Source organism: Micromonospora saelicesensis, from assembly GCF_900091575.1.
GTDB classification, from domain to species: domain Bacteria; phylum Actinomycetota; class Actinomycetes; order Mycobacteriales; family Micromonosporaceae; genus Micromonospora; species Micromonospora saelicesensis.
Genome location: NZ_FMCR01000004.1, coordinates 506,830 through 520,951 on the forward strand (window position 1 = coordinate 506,830; position 14,122 = coordinate 520,951).

Consider the following 14,122-nt stretch of genomic DNA (forward strand, 5'->3'; position numbering starts at 1 on the left):
TCGGCCGGGTCAGGCGCGACCGCCGAGGCTGGCGATGCCGATGATCCACCCGGTGAGGAAGCCGTAACCGGCACCGGTGCTGGCGTCCTGCAGGGCCCCCAGCAGTGATGGTGCCGGGCCGAGCAGCGCCGCCAGCACGGCGGCCAGCCCGCCGGCCAGCACGTACGCGGCCCAGCCGGAGAAGAACTGACTGACCGGGCCGGGCACCCGGGCGACCTGCGCGGCGGGCAACAGGTAGAGCAGCGCCACCGCGAGGACCACCAGCAGCACAGCTCGCAGGTCGGCGGCGAACAACCCGCCGGCCTGCCCGTCCGCGTCGAGCCGCCAGGCCGGCCAGGCGAGCAGGCGCGCGTAGAACGCGCCGCCCGATTCCGGGTCGGTCAGGGTGGCGGCCCAGCCGGTGTACGCCGGACTTCCGCAGATGCCGACCAGCAGCAATACGGCGAGCGCACCGGTGCCGGCGGCCGTGCCGTAGCGGCTGACCGGGCCGGAACGGTGCACGAACGACGCGATCCGCCCAGGCCGCGAACCGGTGGCTCGGGCGGACCTGGGCTGCCCCGAGCGGCTCAGTGCTTCATCAGGTAGTCGATGAAGGCGGCCCGCAGCAGCGGCGCCGACTCCTCGTAGCCGTGACCGGTCAGCTCCCGCCACAGCGCGTTGGCCTCGTCGATCGTCGGGCCGATCGAGTTCGGTGCGCCGTCCAGCACCGTGGCCTCGTCCGCGTTGGGCAGGTGGCGCAGCACCGACCAGAAGAAGCCAACGTCCCGGTGCTCCCGGGCCCGGGCGAACGCCCGCTCCCGCAGCTCCTCGGTGGACAGCGCGTCAAGCTCCTCGAACGAGGTTCCGCCCGGGGTGGCGGCAGGTGAGTCGGTCATGTCGCCGAGCCTAACGGTCGAGATCAGCTCCGGCTCGGCGGACGCGACGCGGCTCACCGCTCGTCGGTGTCCCACCGTCGCGGGGCGTCCTCCCACCGCGGATCCCGCCACGGGTCGACCGGTTGGGGCGCGGCCTGGGTCGGCAGCGTGGGAGGCCAGTTGTCGACGGACTGCGGCTGCGGCGTGGTCCAGCCCGAGCTGATCGTGCCGTCGCTGACCGGCTCGGGCCGCTCGAGGCTGCCCGGTCGGGGTCGCCCGAGCGTCTCGACCAGCCGCGTGGCCAGCAACCCGACGCCGAGCGCGGCCCCGCCGACCACCCAGTTGCTCAACGTCCAGCCGCGCTCCGGCGCGTACACCTGGAAGACGGTGACCAGGCCGACCGCCAGCAGCGTGCCGAACACACCGCCCCGGCGGCCGTACGCGCTGGTGCCGGCGAGCAGGGCCACGCCGATGGCCAGCACCGTCCAGTCCAGCCCCGAGGTGGGTGCCACCGGCCCGGGGTCGTTGGCGGCGAGCAGCATGCCGGCCAGAGCGGCCAGCACCGTGGAGACGACCAACGCGACGGCGGTCACCACTGCGGCCACCGCGCCCCGCCGACGGGCCGGGTCGGCGATCGGTCGGTACCGGCCGACGAGCCGGCGGATCGCCCGGATCGCGCCGAACAGCCCGCCCAGGACGGCCACCGCGGCGAAGCCGGCGAAGAGGTAACCGGCGCTGCTGGTGGGGTCGTAGTCGCCCTGCACCAGCACGGGCGCCGAACGGCGTTCGATGTACACCACCACGGCGGCGGCGCCGGCCAGGCTGGCGGCCCAGCCCGGCACGTGCAGCACCACCACGGCCAGCGCCAGCGCCAGCCCGCCCACCGCGGCGACCGCCACGGCCGGCCCGAGCGACGCCGGCACGCCCCGGTCGCCCTGCTCGGCGTAGTGCAGGGCGGCCGCTACCGCGATCGGGCCGACGGCCAGGTTCGGCGCGGCCGTCCGCAGGCTCAGCCCGGCGGCCAGGGCGAGCAAACCCAGCCCGACCGCGTCGATCAGCAGCGTACGCAGGTTGCCGTCGCGAACCGCGGCCGGATCCTCGCGCCAGAGCAGCCAGCTCACGGCGGCCAGCCCGGCCAGCAGCAGCAGCTCCCACCACAGGTGTACGCCGATCCGATCCCGGCCGGGCTCACCGTGGGTCGGGTCGTCGAAGACGTTCTCCAGTACGGCGGCCGGAACCCCAGACGCGGGTTCGGCCGACCGGTCCCGGCCCGCTTCTTCGTACCCCATGACGCCGCCTCCCCAGTGGCCGACCGTCCCCAGTCCGGCGCACGGACGGACCCTGGGCGGCCCTTGCTCTCCGATCGCAGGCACCGTACCCGCGCCCGCAGCCGGGCGTAACCCCCTGCTCAGCGCTGGCCGGGGCGGCTCTCCCGAGGGTCCTGCTCGCGCTCGTCGTCCGGGCGTTCCGGCACCCGGCAGGAGCGCTCCAACCAGAGCGCGGCGCCGACCAGTGCCAGCGAGGCCAGCAGGCCTCCGCTGGCGGCCGGTCGATCGTCCAGGGCCGCGCGGGTGGTCTCCACGAAGAGCCAGCCGGTGAGCCCCGCGTAGAAGCCCGCGAAGATCGCGGCGGCCAGTGCCGACGCCTTGGCCAGCACCACGAAGCGGGCGACCAACAGCGGATTGACCGGGTCCCGACCCGGCTTGCGCTCGATCCGGCCCCGGGTGTTGATCGCGGCGTACGCCTCCAGCACGGCGAGCCCGGCCAGCGTCACCACCGGCAGCCAGGGCAGCCGGGGAATGCCGCTGTAGTAGAGGGTGCTGATCAGCAGCCAGGCCACCGCCGCCGCGCCCAGGCCGGCCACGACCAGGGTCGAGATCCGGGTGGGGCCCATCCGCGACCCGTCCGGGCCCGACCCGCGGGGTGGGGGCTTCGCCTGCGTCATGCCGGCCGGTTCCGCTCGGTCATGCCGTCGACTCTAACGCCAACTCCGGCCGGGGACGCAGTTCCAACGCCTCGTCGGCCGCGGGGCCGGTGGTCAGCAGGTCGGTCAGCCAGCCGTGACCGGGCAGCCGACCGTACGGCTGGATGTCGATCCACGGACGCAGCACGAAGGCGCGCAGGTGCGCCCGGGGGTGCGGCAGGGTCAGCTCCGGGTCGTCGCTGAGCACCGGCTCGTCGTCGTCGCCCCAGACCGCGATCACGTCCACGTCGAGGGTGCGCGGCCCGAACCGCCGCTGCGGGTCACGGACCCGGCCGGCCGCGCGCTCCGCGTCGCGGGCCCGATCCAGCCAGTCGCGCGGGGTCGCGCTCTCGTCCTGCACGAGCACCACCGCGTTGAGGTACGCGGGCTGATCGGTGTCGCCCCACGGTGGAGTCTCGTACACCCCGGAGAGCACGAGCACCGCGTCGCCGAGGGTGGCGACGGCCGTGCGCAGGTGCTCCAGGCGGTCGCCCAGGTTGCTGCCGAGCGAGAGGACCGCCCGGGTCATCGGGTACGCGCCCGGGTCATGGTGACGGCCACGTCGGTGAACGTGTGCGGCACCGGAGCCTCCGGCTTGTGCACGGTGACCGTCGCGGCGTCGACCCGAACGTCTGCCAGGCAGACCGCGAGGAGCCGGTCCGCCAGGGTCTCGATCAGGTTGACCGGCTCGCCGGTCACCACCGCGACCAGGCGCTCGGCCAGCTCGCCGTAGTGCACGGTGGCGGTGACGTCGTCGCTGGCCGCGGCCGGGCCGAGGTCCAGCTCCAGGACGGCGTCGACCACGAAGTCCTGCCCCTGAACGCGCTCGAAGTCGTACACCCCGTGCCGGCCGCGGGCCCGCAGACCGGTCAGCTGGATCCGGTCCGTCGTCATCGCCGTACCCCATGTTCATGATCGTCTTGCGTTCGCTTCCTGGCGTGCGGCGGCACGGCAAGGCGGGGGCTGCCGGTCGCCGCCCAGACGGCGAGCGCGTCGGCGGTGGCCTGCACGTCGTGCACGCGTACGCCCCAGGCGCCCGCGGCGACCGCCAGCACGCTGGTGGCCACGGTGGCCGCCTCCCGCTGGGCGGTAGGTCGCGGCGTGCCGTCCGCGGCGGCGAGCAGCCCACCGAGGTACGACTTGCGGCTCGCCCCGAAGAGCAGCGGGTAGCCGAGATCCAGCAACTCCGGCAGGCGGGCGCTGAGCTCCCAGTTGTGTGCGGCCGTCTTGGCGAAGCCGAGCCCGGGGTCGACGATGAGGCGGTCGGCGGCAACTCCGGCGGCCAGCGCCGTGTCGATCCGTTGGGCCAGCTCGGCCCGGACGTCGGCCACCACGTCGGTGTAGGTGGCCAGCTCGCGCATGGCACGGGAGTGTCCACGCCAGTGCATCAGCACCCAGGGGCAGTGCGCGTCGCGGACCACCCGGGCCATGTCCGGGTCGGCCAGGCCGCCGGAGACGTCGTTGACCACCGCTGCGCCGGCGACCAGGGCGGCCTCCGCGACCCGCGCGCGGCTGGTGTCGACGCTGACCGCCACACCGGCGGCGGTCAGTTCGCGGATGACCGGCAACACCCGCTCGGCCTCGGTCTCGGCGTCGATCCGCTCGGCGCCCGGACGAGTCGACTCGCCACCGATGTCGACCAGGTGCGCACCGGCGTCGCGCAGACGGACGCCGTGTCCGACGGCGGCGTCCAGGTCGGCGTACCGTCCGCCGTCGGAGAAGGAGTCCGGTGTGACGTTGAGGACGCCCATCACCACCGGGCCCGAAGCCCGCACCAGATCGGTCACGACTAGACGGTACCGGTCGCGGCGGCGGCGCCCAGCGACCCGGGTAGGCCCGGCACCACTGCCCCTGACGTGCCGATTCGAACAGGTGTACGATCGGTCATCTGGGCAGTATCGGGCAGCCCCTTCGCGGCTTGTCGCAATCCGGGGCGGCCCGTACGCTTTGGAATTGGCCAGCATCGAGATGGCGAAGCTTGGAGGGAGGGCCGAAGCGGGGAAAATCCGCCCAAACCTCGCCACCCTCCGTGGTGAGTAACGAACACAGGGTCAAGAACGCCATGCCCTGTGGAGCACTTTTCCCGCAAGGCTTGCCTATTGCACCGCCGCGGCACCGCCGGCCGCGCTATGGGGAGGTTCCAGTGATCGCCTTCGAGCTCATGGAGACGGCGTCGTCCGGCGTCGCCCACGCGCTCTCCACCCTGGCGTCGACTCCACTCGCGGAGCCGGCACCGAAGGGGATCGACACCAACAGTGTCGTCACCTTCTTCGCCAGCAAGATCGCGCCGATCCTGCTCGCCGTCCTGGGCGTCATCTTCATCGGCCGTGCCAGCCGAGGCGAGATATCCAAGGTGCTGACCAGCTCCGCGATCGCCATCGTCGGGCTCGCCTTCATCGCGGGCGCGGCAACACTCTTCTTCGTCGGCGATTACCTGATCGACCTGATCTTCGAATAGGCGCGTTCACCAGATGCGGCTGCGCACCGACGACGACATCTACCGGGCCCGCCTGGTCTACCTCGGGCCGCCCGGTTACACCCTTCCGGTCCACCTGCCCTACGCCCAGTACGGGCTCTTCATGCTGCTGGTCCCCCTCTACATGTTCATCCACTGGCTGTTCACGTTGACGGTCGAGCTCTTCCCAGCCTGGGAGATCGCGCTCGCCATCGTGACCACGTCGTTCATCTTCCGGCACGTCGACCCCGATCGGCCGGCGCGGGTGGTCATCCGCACCGCGCTGACCGACTGGCGACGCACCCGGGAGCCGGCGGTCGAGCAGCGCGATCCGCGCCTGGTCGGCAGCCGGATCAGGATTCGGGAGGAGCTGGCATGACCGGACGTACGTCGAACGGTCCGTCGCAGGACGCGGGCATGGGTCTGCCGACAGTCGCCGAGGCGATCGCATGAGCCGCTCCTCCACGCCGGGCTCCCCGGCCGGTCGCCCGGGCGCACCAGCCGGTCACCGTGCGCACTCATTCGACTACACCGAGGACGAGGACGAGGTTGCCCTCGACCCCGCGCTGGTGACGTCGCCCGGCCACGGTGCCGTCGGCGTGTTCCAGGCCCCCCGGCCGATTCCCCGCCGGACGCCACCGGCCGAGCCCACCGCCGTGTCGGCCGGCGAGAACGCCGACATCGACTCCCCCTTCCTGGACCTGTTTGGCGGCGGGGGACGACCCGCCTCGCCACGAGCAGTCACCGCCGGCCCGAGCACCCGCGAGCAGCCGGCGATCCCGCATCAGCCGCCACCCACTGCCAGCCCGGCACCGGCCCGCGCGGTTCCCGAGCTCGAGCCACCGTGGACGCCCGCCGACCCGCCCGGCAACGGTGGCCGACCCGTCGAGCCACGGCACGCAGGCGGCCACCCGGCCAGCGAGTCCCGGGTGCCGCACCAGGCCGGCGATCGACGGCCGATGCTGCGTCCGCCGGACGAGCCCGACCCGTCCACCGGCGGCGGGTCGCAGGCGACCACCAGCCCCGTCCGCCGACCCGCCAACCCCGTGCCGGGCGGCCGCCCCGCAGCGACGTCGCCGGCCCGACCGGCGGCTCAAGCGCCCCAGCCGACGGCCACGGCCGGCCGGTCCGCGGCCCCCTCGGAGCAGCCGGCCATGATCACGGCTGCGGATCGGCCAGCTCTCGAACGCGCGCCGCGCCGCGCCACCGACCCGGATCGGCCCAGGAGCACCGGCAAGGAGATCGCCGCACCCCGACAGCGCACGGCGAGCCGTCCGGACCGACCGATCAAGCCGACCCGGGTTCGCGCTCCAAAGATCAAATTCGGGGATCGGGATCCGTCGGTCGAGCTGGCCATCACCGAGATCGCCGGCCACCTGACCTTCACGCCGAACACCGTCACCGCCTGGTACTGGCTGCCCGAGGTCCGCTGGGCGTTCCGGCCGGACGCCGAGCGCGAGGCGCTGCTGTCGGCGATCTCCGAGCAGTACGCCGGCCTGGCCGGCTTCCGACTGCACCTGCGCCGCACCACCCGGCCGTTCCCCGCCGACGAGTGGGCGCGCACCATCGACACGCACACCTCCGCGCCGCTGCCCGACGTCCCCGGCACCACCGGCTGGGCCGACCACCTGGTCGCCGCCCAACGCCACCTGATGGCGGTCAACCACGCCGAGGGCCAGACCTACCTGGGTGTCACCTTCGCCCGGCGCTCCCTCGGCGACTCGCTCACCGAGCGGCTGCTGCGCACCTTCGGCCGGGGCACCGCCGATGGTGAACGCCGCAAGCTGGGTCGCACCGTGGAGCAGTTCGACGAGGTGCTCGGGGCGTTCGGCATGCGCGGCCGGCGGGTCACCGCCCAGGAGCTGGAATGGCTGCTCTACCGCTCGGTGGCGCTGTGCATGTCGCCACCGAGCACCCTCTCCCCCGTCACCGACGGGCGCTGGGAGCGCGGCGACCTGCTCGCCATGACCGAGCAGGTCGAGCGCTACCGCACCCCGTACGGCTCGACAGTCAAGCTGGTCAACCGGATGACCGGCGAGGAGCGGCACGTGGCCGTGCTCGCGGTCGGCCGGATGGAGCCGCTGGAGATCCCGGAACGACACGAGCCCTGGCTGCACTTCCACGAGCGGCTGCCCTGGCCGATGGAAATCTCGACCCGCGTCGACATCCTCGGCTCCGGCGACTCCTTCCGTAACCTGGAACACCGGCTGCGGATGATCCGCTCGCAACAGCTCGACTACGCCGAACACGGCATCGACGCGCCACCGGAGCTGGAGCGACTGGCCAAGCGCGCCCTGGTGATCGGCGACGAGATGACCACCGGCCTGCCGGTCGACTCGGCCCGTGCACACGGCTGGCACCGGATCGCGGTCGGCGGCCGGACCAGGGAGGAATGCCTGGAGCGGGCCCGTCGGCTCATCCAGCTCTACTCCCGGGAGCTGCGAATCTCGCTGCAGCACCCGAAGAACCAGGACTGGCTGGCCCGCGAGTTCATCCCCGGCGAGCCGATCGCCAACACCGGCTACGTGCGTCGCATGCCGGTGCCGTTGCTCGCCGCCGCACTCCCCCAGGCCGCATCCAACGTGGGCGACCGGCGGGGCGACCTGATCGGCCGGACCGCTGGCACCTGCCGCCGCCCGGTCTTCCTCGACCTGCACTTCCCCATGGAGGTCCGGGAACGCTCCGGGCTCGCAGTCTTCGTCGCCGAACCGGGCGGTGGCAAGTCCACCCTGCTCGGCGCCCTGGGCTACCTGGCCGCCCGCCGAGGCGTCCAGGTGACCCTGCTCGACCCGTCCGGCCCGCTGGCCCGGCTCTGCGCGATGCCCGAACTGCGGCCGTACTCCCGGGTGTTGAACCTGACCGGCTCGGAGCACGGCACCCTGGCGCCCTACTCGCTCATCCCGACGCCGCTGCGCTCCGAGTTCGGCACCGGGGCCGCCGGTGACCGGGAGTTCGAGATCGCGGTCTCCAACGCCCGCGCCGAGCGGCGGATGCTGGTCCAGGACATCTGCATGATGCTCGTCCCGCCGCAGGTGGCCAGGGAGGCGTCGACCGCCACCCTCTTCCGGCACGCCGTCCGCCAGGTCCCCGCCGAGGAGACCTCCACCCTGGACGACGTGGTGAGCTGCCTCGGGCGGCTCGACGACGACGCCGGCAAGGAACTGGCCAACCTCCTGCTGGACACCGCCGAGATGCCACTGGCCATGCTCTTCTTCGGCCGACCGCCGGAAGGGCTGCTCGGCGCCGACGCGGCCCTCACCGTGATCACCATGGCCGGGCTACGGTTGCCCGACCTCAAGATCGAACGCGAGTACTGGTCGGCCGAGGAAGCACTGGCCCTGCCGATGCTGCACACAGCGCACCGGCTCGCCGTCCGGCGCTGCTACGGCGGCTCGATGTCATCCCGCAAGCTCGTCGGCCTCGACGAGGCGCACTTCATGGAAGGCTGGCGGTCCGGGCGCTCCTTCCTGGTCCGACTCGCCCGCGACTCCCGCAAGTGGAACCTCGCCGCGCTGGTCGCCTCGCAGAACCCCAAAGACATCCTCGGCCTCGACGTACAGAACCTCGTCTCCACCGTCTTCGTCGGTCGCATCGCCGAGGACACCGAGATCGCCTCCGAAGCGCTACGGCTGCTGCGGGTGCCGGTCAACGACGGGTACGAGGCCACGCTCGCCTCACTCTCCGCCGCCGACACCAGCTCGTCCAACCGGCTGGGCTTCCGCGAATTCGTGATGCGCGACGTCGACGGCCGGGTGCAGAAGGTCCGCGTCGACGTCTCGTACGTCGAGGGGCTGCTGGACCACCTCGACACGACGCCCGCCGCGATCGCCGCGGCGGCCGGAGTCCTGCCGAGCATCCCCCTGCCGGATCTGGAGGCGTGACATGGCTAGGGCCTGGGCAAGGACTGTGTCGTTCCTGCTCGCCCTTGGCGTACTGGCCGGGGCCACCCTCACCTGGCCGCTGATCGGCGCGGAGGCCGCAGCCGCCGCACCGCCCGCCGCCCAGGCCCGCGCCGACCTCTGCACGACCGCGGAATGGCAAGCCGACTTCCGCACCTGCGTGTCGAAGCTGAAGCAGGTCAGCAAGGCAGAGATCGATTGCCTCAAGCCACCTGTGCCTTCCGCCCCGGATTCGGGCCTGGCTGGTTGGTTCGCCTCCCGCCCGGACTCGTCCAAGCTGCCTGGGCCAAAGGGCATCTACAGCGACTACGGCTACGGCGGTTACAGCTTCAATACCTACAACGTGGAGGGCGGATGTGCATCCACCGTCCTCCATCCGGACTACAAGTTCACCACCACCGTCGCCAACGGTGAGCTCATGATCGCCACGGCGGTCGTCGGTGCATCGAATGCCCTGCGGGAGCGGGCCTGGGATCCCCGCTCGATGTGGAATTGGGCCGACCCACTGGTGGAGAAAGCCACCAAAGGCGTGTACGAAAAAGTATTCAGCGTCTTCGGAATCGTCACGCTCTGCGTGGTGGGTCTCTATCTGCTCTGGCGCTCCCGCCAGTCGGACATGAGCAATGCGATGACGACAGCGGGGTGGGCGTTACTGGTGATGGTGGCGGTAACCGCGCTGGCGGCCTGGCCGGTCAAGTCAGCGAACATCGCCGACGGCACCTTGATCACCTCGCTCGGCGTCGTACACGACGCTCTAGGTCCGGCATCAAAAGATATCCCGACCGACAAGTGCGTGCTTCCCAATCCGGACGCTTGCATCGACAAGCGGCCACCGGCCGTCCGGGCCAGCGACACTGCTACTGAATCGATGCTCTACCGCAACTGGCTACGTGGCGTGCTTGGCTCAGCGGACAGCGAGACCGCCAAAAAGTACGGCCGGGCGCTCTACGACGCCAAATCGCTTAGCTGGGGTGAGGCGGAATCAGTCCGCTCCAACCCCACCACTCGTGATGTAGTGATCGGGGCCAAACAGCAGCAGTGGATGACAGTTGCCGAGCAGATCAAGGCCGAGGACCCGGAGGCGTATGAGTTCCTAACGGGAACCCGCGACATGGATCGGATTGGCTCCGGGTTCATCGCGGTGCTCGCGGCCGTGCTCTTCGCGATGTTCGACCTCACCGCGTCGGTGCTCGTGCTGCTCGGCTTCCTGATCTTCCGCTGGGCGGTGATCGCTGCTCCGATTCTCGGCACGATCGGTCTACTGCGACCCGCCAGCGCTGGGCTACGCCGCCTGGCTAATGCGGTTGTTGCCGCAGTGTTCAACATTGCCATCTTCGGCACCGGTGCCGCGATCTACCTGTTCGCGGTTGATTTGATCATGAGTACCCCCACCCTGCCGGGTTGGCTTCAGGTGGTGCTGGTGTGGCTCTGCGGGGTGGTCGGATGGCTGCTACTACGGCCGTACCGGCGGATCACCCAACTCGGCGGCAAGGACAGCAGCGAAGCGGTCAGCTCGGCCGGGTCCTGGCACCGTCGGTTCTTCCGCGACATGCGGACAGCCGCGCGGCTGGACGTAGCCGAGCCGGGCGGCACCGCCGAGCCGGTGGGCGGACGTCGACGGTCGCCCGACGCAACGCAGACCCGGTTACGCCCGGAGGCGCGGCGAGAGGACCCGGCTCCGGTGCCGACCGCTGCGGCCGAGGGCCGGCGCGCAGACGCGGTGCGCCCCGATGGTCGAGAGCGGCCCGAAGAGGCGCCGTCGGAGGAGGGTAGGGGTCGGAGCCGCCCAACCGCCCCGCAGCCCCGACGCCGACAGCCAGCGACCTGGACCGAGCCGGATGTTCCGGCTGAGAACCCGTCGTTCGTGGTCTACCGCCCAGGCTCCACCGAGCGCGTACCGGATCGCAGCGGACCCCGGGTGCGCTCAGAGGCGAGGTGACGGTCATGCGACGGGCGTTGGAATTCCTCTTCACTCGGGCGCTGCGGTCCCGCTTGGGCGTTGCGCTCGTAATCGGAGTGGTGGTCGTTGGTGTGCTCGGGGCAGCCCGGCTGATCTCCAACCCGGGCGATTCAGCCGATGGGTTGAGCAGCCGCCCGGATGGGCCGATCATCACCGTGGATCCGACGGCCGGCGACGACGGTCTGCTCAGCAGCGCAGCTCCGCCGTCACCCGTCACGTCGCCCGGCGCCCGTACGCCCGAACAGACCGCTGACCGCTTCGCCAAGGCTTGGCTGGGCCGTCCCGGGATGACCACCGAAGAGTGGCAGGCTGGCCTGCGGCCACTCTCCACGCCGGCGCTCAGGGAGAAGTTGACCGGCGCCGAGCCCGAGAGCGTGCCGGCCGAGAAGGTCACCGGTCCTCCAACAATGCGAGAGCGGACCGAGACGTTCGTCGAGTTGCTGCTTCCCCTTGATACCGGCGGGCTCCGGTTGGAGCTGGTCACCTCCGACGATGGTTGGCTGGTCGACGTTCTGGACTGGGAGCGGCCATGAGCGACGTTGGCAACGCCGGAACCCGGCGCGGGCCCCTCCGGCTCGGTGTGGTCGCCGCGGTGCTCACCGGGATGCTGCTCCTGCTCTGCTGCACCGGCGGCACCGCGGCGTTCTTCCTCACCGGGCTCGGAGGCGACGACGCCGAGAACGGCGACACCAGGGCAGGCATGGAGTGCGGGCCGGTCCGAGCGGTGAACATCGCGGGCAAGCTGCCGCGATTCGCCCAGTACGGCGACACCCAGGTCCGCAATGCCGCGATCATCATCAAGGTCGGCCAGGACATGGGCGTACCTTCGCGAGGTTGGGTGGTTGCCCTCGCCACCGCGATGCAGGAGTCCGCTCTACGCAACCTGGCCAACAGCGGCGTACCCGCGTCCTTGGCCCTGCCGCACGAGGGCGTTGGCGCGGACCACGACTCGCTGGGCCTGTTCCAGCAGCGGCCGGGGTGGGGCACTGTCGCCGAGCGATTGAACCCCGCGTACGCGGCCCGCAAGTTCTACGAGAAGCTCGTCAAGGTGGAGAGCTGGCAACAACGACCGCTGACCGTTGTCGCGCAGCGGGTCCAGGTCAGCGCATACCCGGACGCGTACGCCAAGCACGAAGAGTTAGCCAGCCGGATCGTGGACGCGCTGGCCGGCGGCGCGGCCCGCACCGTCGAGATCAACGGCAAGGCGGTGTGCAACGCGGCCGAACGCGGTCAGATCGCCGCCTCCGGTTGGACCGCGCCTATCCCCGGCGGAGTCGGCTCCGGTTTCCGCACCGCCAGCCGACCCAGCCACAACGGAGTCGACATCGGCGCGGCCAAGGGCACCGAGATCCGCGCGGCAGCGACCGGTCGGGTGCTGGTCTCGACCTGCGACGAGGACCGCCGCGGCCGGCAGGACTGCAACGTGGACGGATTCCCCGGCAAGGGGGGCTGCGGCTGGTTCGTCGACCTGCTGCACGCCGGTGGTTACATCACCCGGTACTGCCACATGGTGGTCCAGCCCTTCGTCAAGAAGGATCAGATCGTGACGGCCGGTCAGGTAATCGGCAAGGTCGGGAGCAGTGGCAACTCCTCCGGCCCGCACCTGCATTTCGAGGTGCACCTGCGCAACGACCGCAACGCGTCTGGCGCGGTGAACCCGGTCCCGTTCATGCGCGAGCGGGGTGCCCCGCTGCGCGCCGCTGAGTGAGGCCACCACGGGTATGACCGGACCGTTACCTGACCCGTTCGCCGACCAGCCCGACTGGGCACCGCAGCCGCCGAGACCTCTGGCCATCGTCCCCGCGACCGAGCGGGTCGAGCTACGCGGTCGACGGGTGCTGGTCGGGCTGCCCGGCATGGGTTGGCGCGGCGACCTGCGCGCGGACGACCGGGTGGTGCAGAGCGCCCGGACCTACGTGCCGGTGATCCCCGAGCACGAGTGGTACCGGGCCGAAGCCGACCAGGTCGAGGTGTTCGCGCCGTTGGTGCCGGTGGAGCGGGTCTGGGTGGAGACGGTCGGCAGTCGTCCGGGAGTGGACGACACCCGGGACACGGGCATCCGATTGGTCTCGCTGGACGGCCCGGCACACCGAACCCCCACACCGGTATTCGAAGCGGACGCGGTCACCGGCCGACGGGTGGTACACGTCGAGGGCGGCCTGGAGCACCGTGACCTTCGAGCGGTCACCGAGACCTACTCGGGCGCCGAGGGCGACATCTGCGTGCGAGTCACACCCGAGGTGGAGTGGTACCGATGGGCCTGGCGCGGCCAGTCACCCACCACCCTGGAGGTTCCAGTTCATCTCCTGTGGATCGAGTGAGCTTGCTCAAGACCGTTCTGCTTTACATACCCGCCAGCCGTCTTCCTGCCGTGTCTCAAATCGCCAACGCTGACGATCGCTCTGCGATATCCCGTCCACGAAGGCCGAAAGGATGAGGTCTACCTCGACGTTTGCTGAATCGCCCTGCCGCTGAACAGTGAAACTCTCCCAACTTGTCGAGATCTTTGCGCTGAAGCGAAGTTCACGCGCTACCAGATCCTCTCGAAGAAGCCGCAGAGCATCGATATCGGCACCGTTCTGACAGACGAATTCGCTTGCTCTCACGTCGTTCCGGTCTGCAAGAAAAGACTGAATATAATTGGCCACGACCACGTCCGGCGTGCTGCGGTCCGGCGTTGAGGCGCGGGTGTACCACATATAGGCCGTGGCGACTCCGCCGAGGCAGAGCAGGGCGAGCACGCCAGCGACGACCGTGAGCACCGTCCGCATCCGGCGGCGGGGCGGCTGCGGTGCCGGCGTTGCCGGGGCGGGCGGCAGCTGCTCGGACGGTGTCCGCTGGGCCGGTACGCGGGAGACCTGGGAACCGGCGGGGGGCTGCACTGATTCCACCTCCTGAAGTTATCGGCTGGACGCCCCGGAGCCAATGCCCCAGATCCAGCGGATCGTGACGGACCCCTCCCCACCGGTGAGATCCACTACAACACCGGCG

15 protein-coding genes are annotated in these 14,122 nt (G+C 71.1%); 7 read left to right on the forward strand and 8 right to left on the reverse strand.

The features are described 5' to 3' along the window. Nucleotides 1-9 precede the first annotated feature (9 nt). The 7 genes from GA0070561_RS20555 to folP all read right to left on the reverse strand — a co-directional run bounded on the left by GA0070561_RS20555 (nt 10) and on the right by folP (nt 4,604). The gene (locus GA0070561_RS20555; protein ID WP_091403231.1) at nt 10-501 is read right to left on the reverse strand and encodes a hypothetical protein; all 492 of its coding nucleotides are present in this window, start codon (nt 499-501) and stop codon (nt 10-12) included. Between the two features lie 65 nt (nt 502-566). Beyond that, a complete protein-coding gene (locus tag GA0070561_RS20560) occupies nt 567-875 on the reverse strand; it encodes a hypothetical protein (RefSeq protein WP_091403607.1) in 309 nt (102 codons plus the stop codon). Nucleotides 876-928: 53 nt separating this feature from the next. Further along, nucleotides 929-2,143 carry an ABC transporter permease gene (locus GA0070561_RS20565; RefSeq protein WP_091403233.1) on the reverse strand — a complete coding sequence of 405 codons (1,215 nt, stop codon included), beginning with the start codon at nt 2,141-2,143 and terminating at the stop codon, nt 929-931. Nucleotides 2,144-2,262: 119 nt separating this feature from the next. Then, entirely contained in the window at nt 2,263-2,799 is a 537-nt protein-coding gene (locus GA0070561_RS20570) for a DUF3180 domain-containing protein (RefSeq protein ID WP_091403235.1), read from the reverse strand. A 19-nt stretch (nt 2,800-2,818) separates the two neighbouring features. Beyond that, entirely contained in the window at nt 2,819-3,346 is a 528-nt protein-coding gene (gene folK / locus GA0070561_RS20575; protein WP_091403238.1) for a 2-amino-4-hydroxy-6-hydroxymethyldihydropteridine diphosphokinase, read from the reverse strand. Beyond that, nucleotides 3,343-3,711: a dihydroneopterin aldolase gene (folB, locus tag GA0070561_RS20580; RefSeq protein WP_091403240.1), complete on the reverse strand. Its 369-nt coding sequence runs from the start codon at nt 3,709-3,711 to the stop codon at nt 3,343-3,345. The genes folK and folB overlap by 4 nt, the downstream gene beginning before the upstream one ends. After that, nucleotides 3,708-4,604 carry a dihydropteroate synthase gene (gene folP, locus GA0070561_RS20585; protein WP_091403243.1) on the reverse strand — a complete coding sequence of 299 codons (897 nt, stop codon included), beginning with the start codon at nt 4,602-4,604 and terminating at the stop codon, nt 3,708-3,710. Before folP ends, folB begins: the two co-directional genes overlap by 4 nt. Before the next feature lie 356 nt (nt 4,605-4,960). On the opposite strand from folP, the gene GA0070561_RS20590 reads away from it, so the two are divergent. The 7 genes from GA0070561_RS20590 to GA0070561_RS20620 all read left to right on the forward strand — a co-directional run bounded on the left by GA0070561_RS20590 (nt 4,961) and on the right by GA0070561_RS20620 (nt 13,452). Next, entirely contained in the window at nt 4,961-5,275 is a 315-nt protein-coding gene (locus GA0070561_RS20590; protein WP_074315118.1) for a hypothetical protein, read from the forward strand. Between the two features lie 13 nt (nt 5,276-5,288). Then, nucleotides 5,289-5,651: a hypothetical protein gene (locus tag GA0070561_RS20595; RefSeq protein ID WP_053654782.1), complete on the forward strand. Its 363-nt coding sequence runs from the start codon at nt 5,289-5,291 to the stop codon at nt 5,649-5,651. Nucleotides 5,652-5,721: 70 nt separating this feature from the next. After that, on the forward strand, nt 5,722-9,153 hold the full coding sequence (locus GA0070561_RS20600) for an ATP-binding protein (protein ID WP_091403246.1): 3,432 nt from the start codon (nt 5,722-5,724) through the stop codon (nt 9,151-9,153). A gap of 1 nt (nt 9,154) precedes the next feature. Further along, complete coding sequence (locus GA0070561_RS20605) at nt 9,155-11,110, forward strand: hypothetical protein (protein WP_091403248.1); 1,956 nt, start codon at nt 9,155-9,157, stop codon at nt 11,108-11,110. A 5-nt stretch (nt 11,111-11,115) separates the two neighbouring features. Continuing rightward, nucleotides 11,116-11,664 (forward strand): hypothetical protein, encoded by a 549-nt coding sequence (locus GA0070561_RS20610; protein ID WP_425255904.1) that lies wholly within the window; start codon nt 11,116-11,118, stop codon nt 11,662-11,664. After that, a complete protein-coding gene (locus GA0070561_RS20615) occupies nt 11,661-12,839 on the forward strand; it encodes a M23 family metallopeptidase (RefSeq protein WP_091403252.1) in 1,179 nt (392 codons plus the stop codon). The genes GA0070561_RS20610 and GA0070561_RS20615 overlap by 4 nt, the downstream gene beginning before the upstream one ends. Before the next feature lie 13 nt (nt 12,840-12,852). After that, nucleotides 12,853-13,452 carry a hypothetical protein gene (locus GA0070561_RS20620; protein WP_091403255.1) on the forward strand — a complete coding sequence of 200 codons (600 nt, stop codon included), beginning with the start codon at nt 12,853-12,855 and terminating at the stop codon, nt 13,450-13,452. Nucleotides 13,453-13,458: 6 nt separating this feature from the next. Here GA0070561_RS20620 and GA0070561_RS20625 read toward each other — a convergent pair whose 3' ends face one another. Next, entirely contained in the window at nt 13,459-14,013 is a 555-nt protein-coding gene (locus GA0070561_RS20625; RefSeq protein ID WP_091403259.1) for a hypothetical protein, read from the reverse strand. Nucleotides 14,014-14,122 lie beyond the last annotated feature (109 nt).

Bases quoted from the DNA above. Each gene is read 5' to 3' on its own strand.
- GA0070561_RS20560 (WP_091403607.1), bottom strand. From the start codon at position 875: ATGACCGACTCACCTGCCGCCACCCCGGGCGGAACCTCGTTCGAGGAG.
- GA0070561_RS20565 (WP_091403233.1), bottom strand. From the start codon at position 2,143: ATGGGGTACGAAGAAGCGGGCCGGGACCGGTCGGCCGAACCCGCGTCT.
- GA0070561_RS20570 (WP_091403235.1), bottom strand. From the start codon at position 2,799: ATGACGCAGGCGAAGCCCCCACCCCGCGGGTCGGGCCCGGACGGGTCG.
- folK (WP_091403238.1), bottom strand. From the start codon at position 3,346: ATGACCCGGGCGGTCCTCTCGCTCGGCAGCAACCTGGGCGACCGCCTG.
- folB (WP_091403240.1), bottom strand. From the start codon at position 3,711: ATGACGACGGACCGGATCCAGCTGACCGGTCTGCGGGCCCGCGGCCGG.
- GA0070561_RS20595 (WP_053654782.1), top strand. From the start codon at position 5,289: ATGCGGCTGCGCACCGACGACGACATCTACCGGGCCCGCCTGGTCTAC.
- GA0070561_RS20600 (WP_091403246.1), top strand. From the start codon at position 5,722: ATGAGCCGCTCCTCCACGCCGGGCTCCCCGGCCGGTCGCCCGGGCGCA.
- GA0070561_RS20605 (WP_091403248.1), top strand. From the start codon at position 9,155: ATGGCTAGGGCCTGGGCAAGGACTGTGTCGTTCCTGCTCGCCCTTGGC.
- GA0070561_RS20610 (WP_425255904.1), top strand. From the start codon at position 11,116: ATGCGACGGGCGTTGGAATTCCTCTTCACTCGGGCGCTGCGGTCCCGC.
- GA0070561_RS20615 (WP_091403252.1), top strand. From the start codon at position 11,661: ATGAGCGACGTTGGCAACGCCGGAACCCGGCGCGGGCCCCTCCGGCTC.
- GA0070561_RS20620 (WP_091403255.1), top strand. From the start codon at position 12,853: ATGACCGGACCGTTACCTGACCCGTTCGCCGACCAGCCCGACTGGGCA.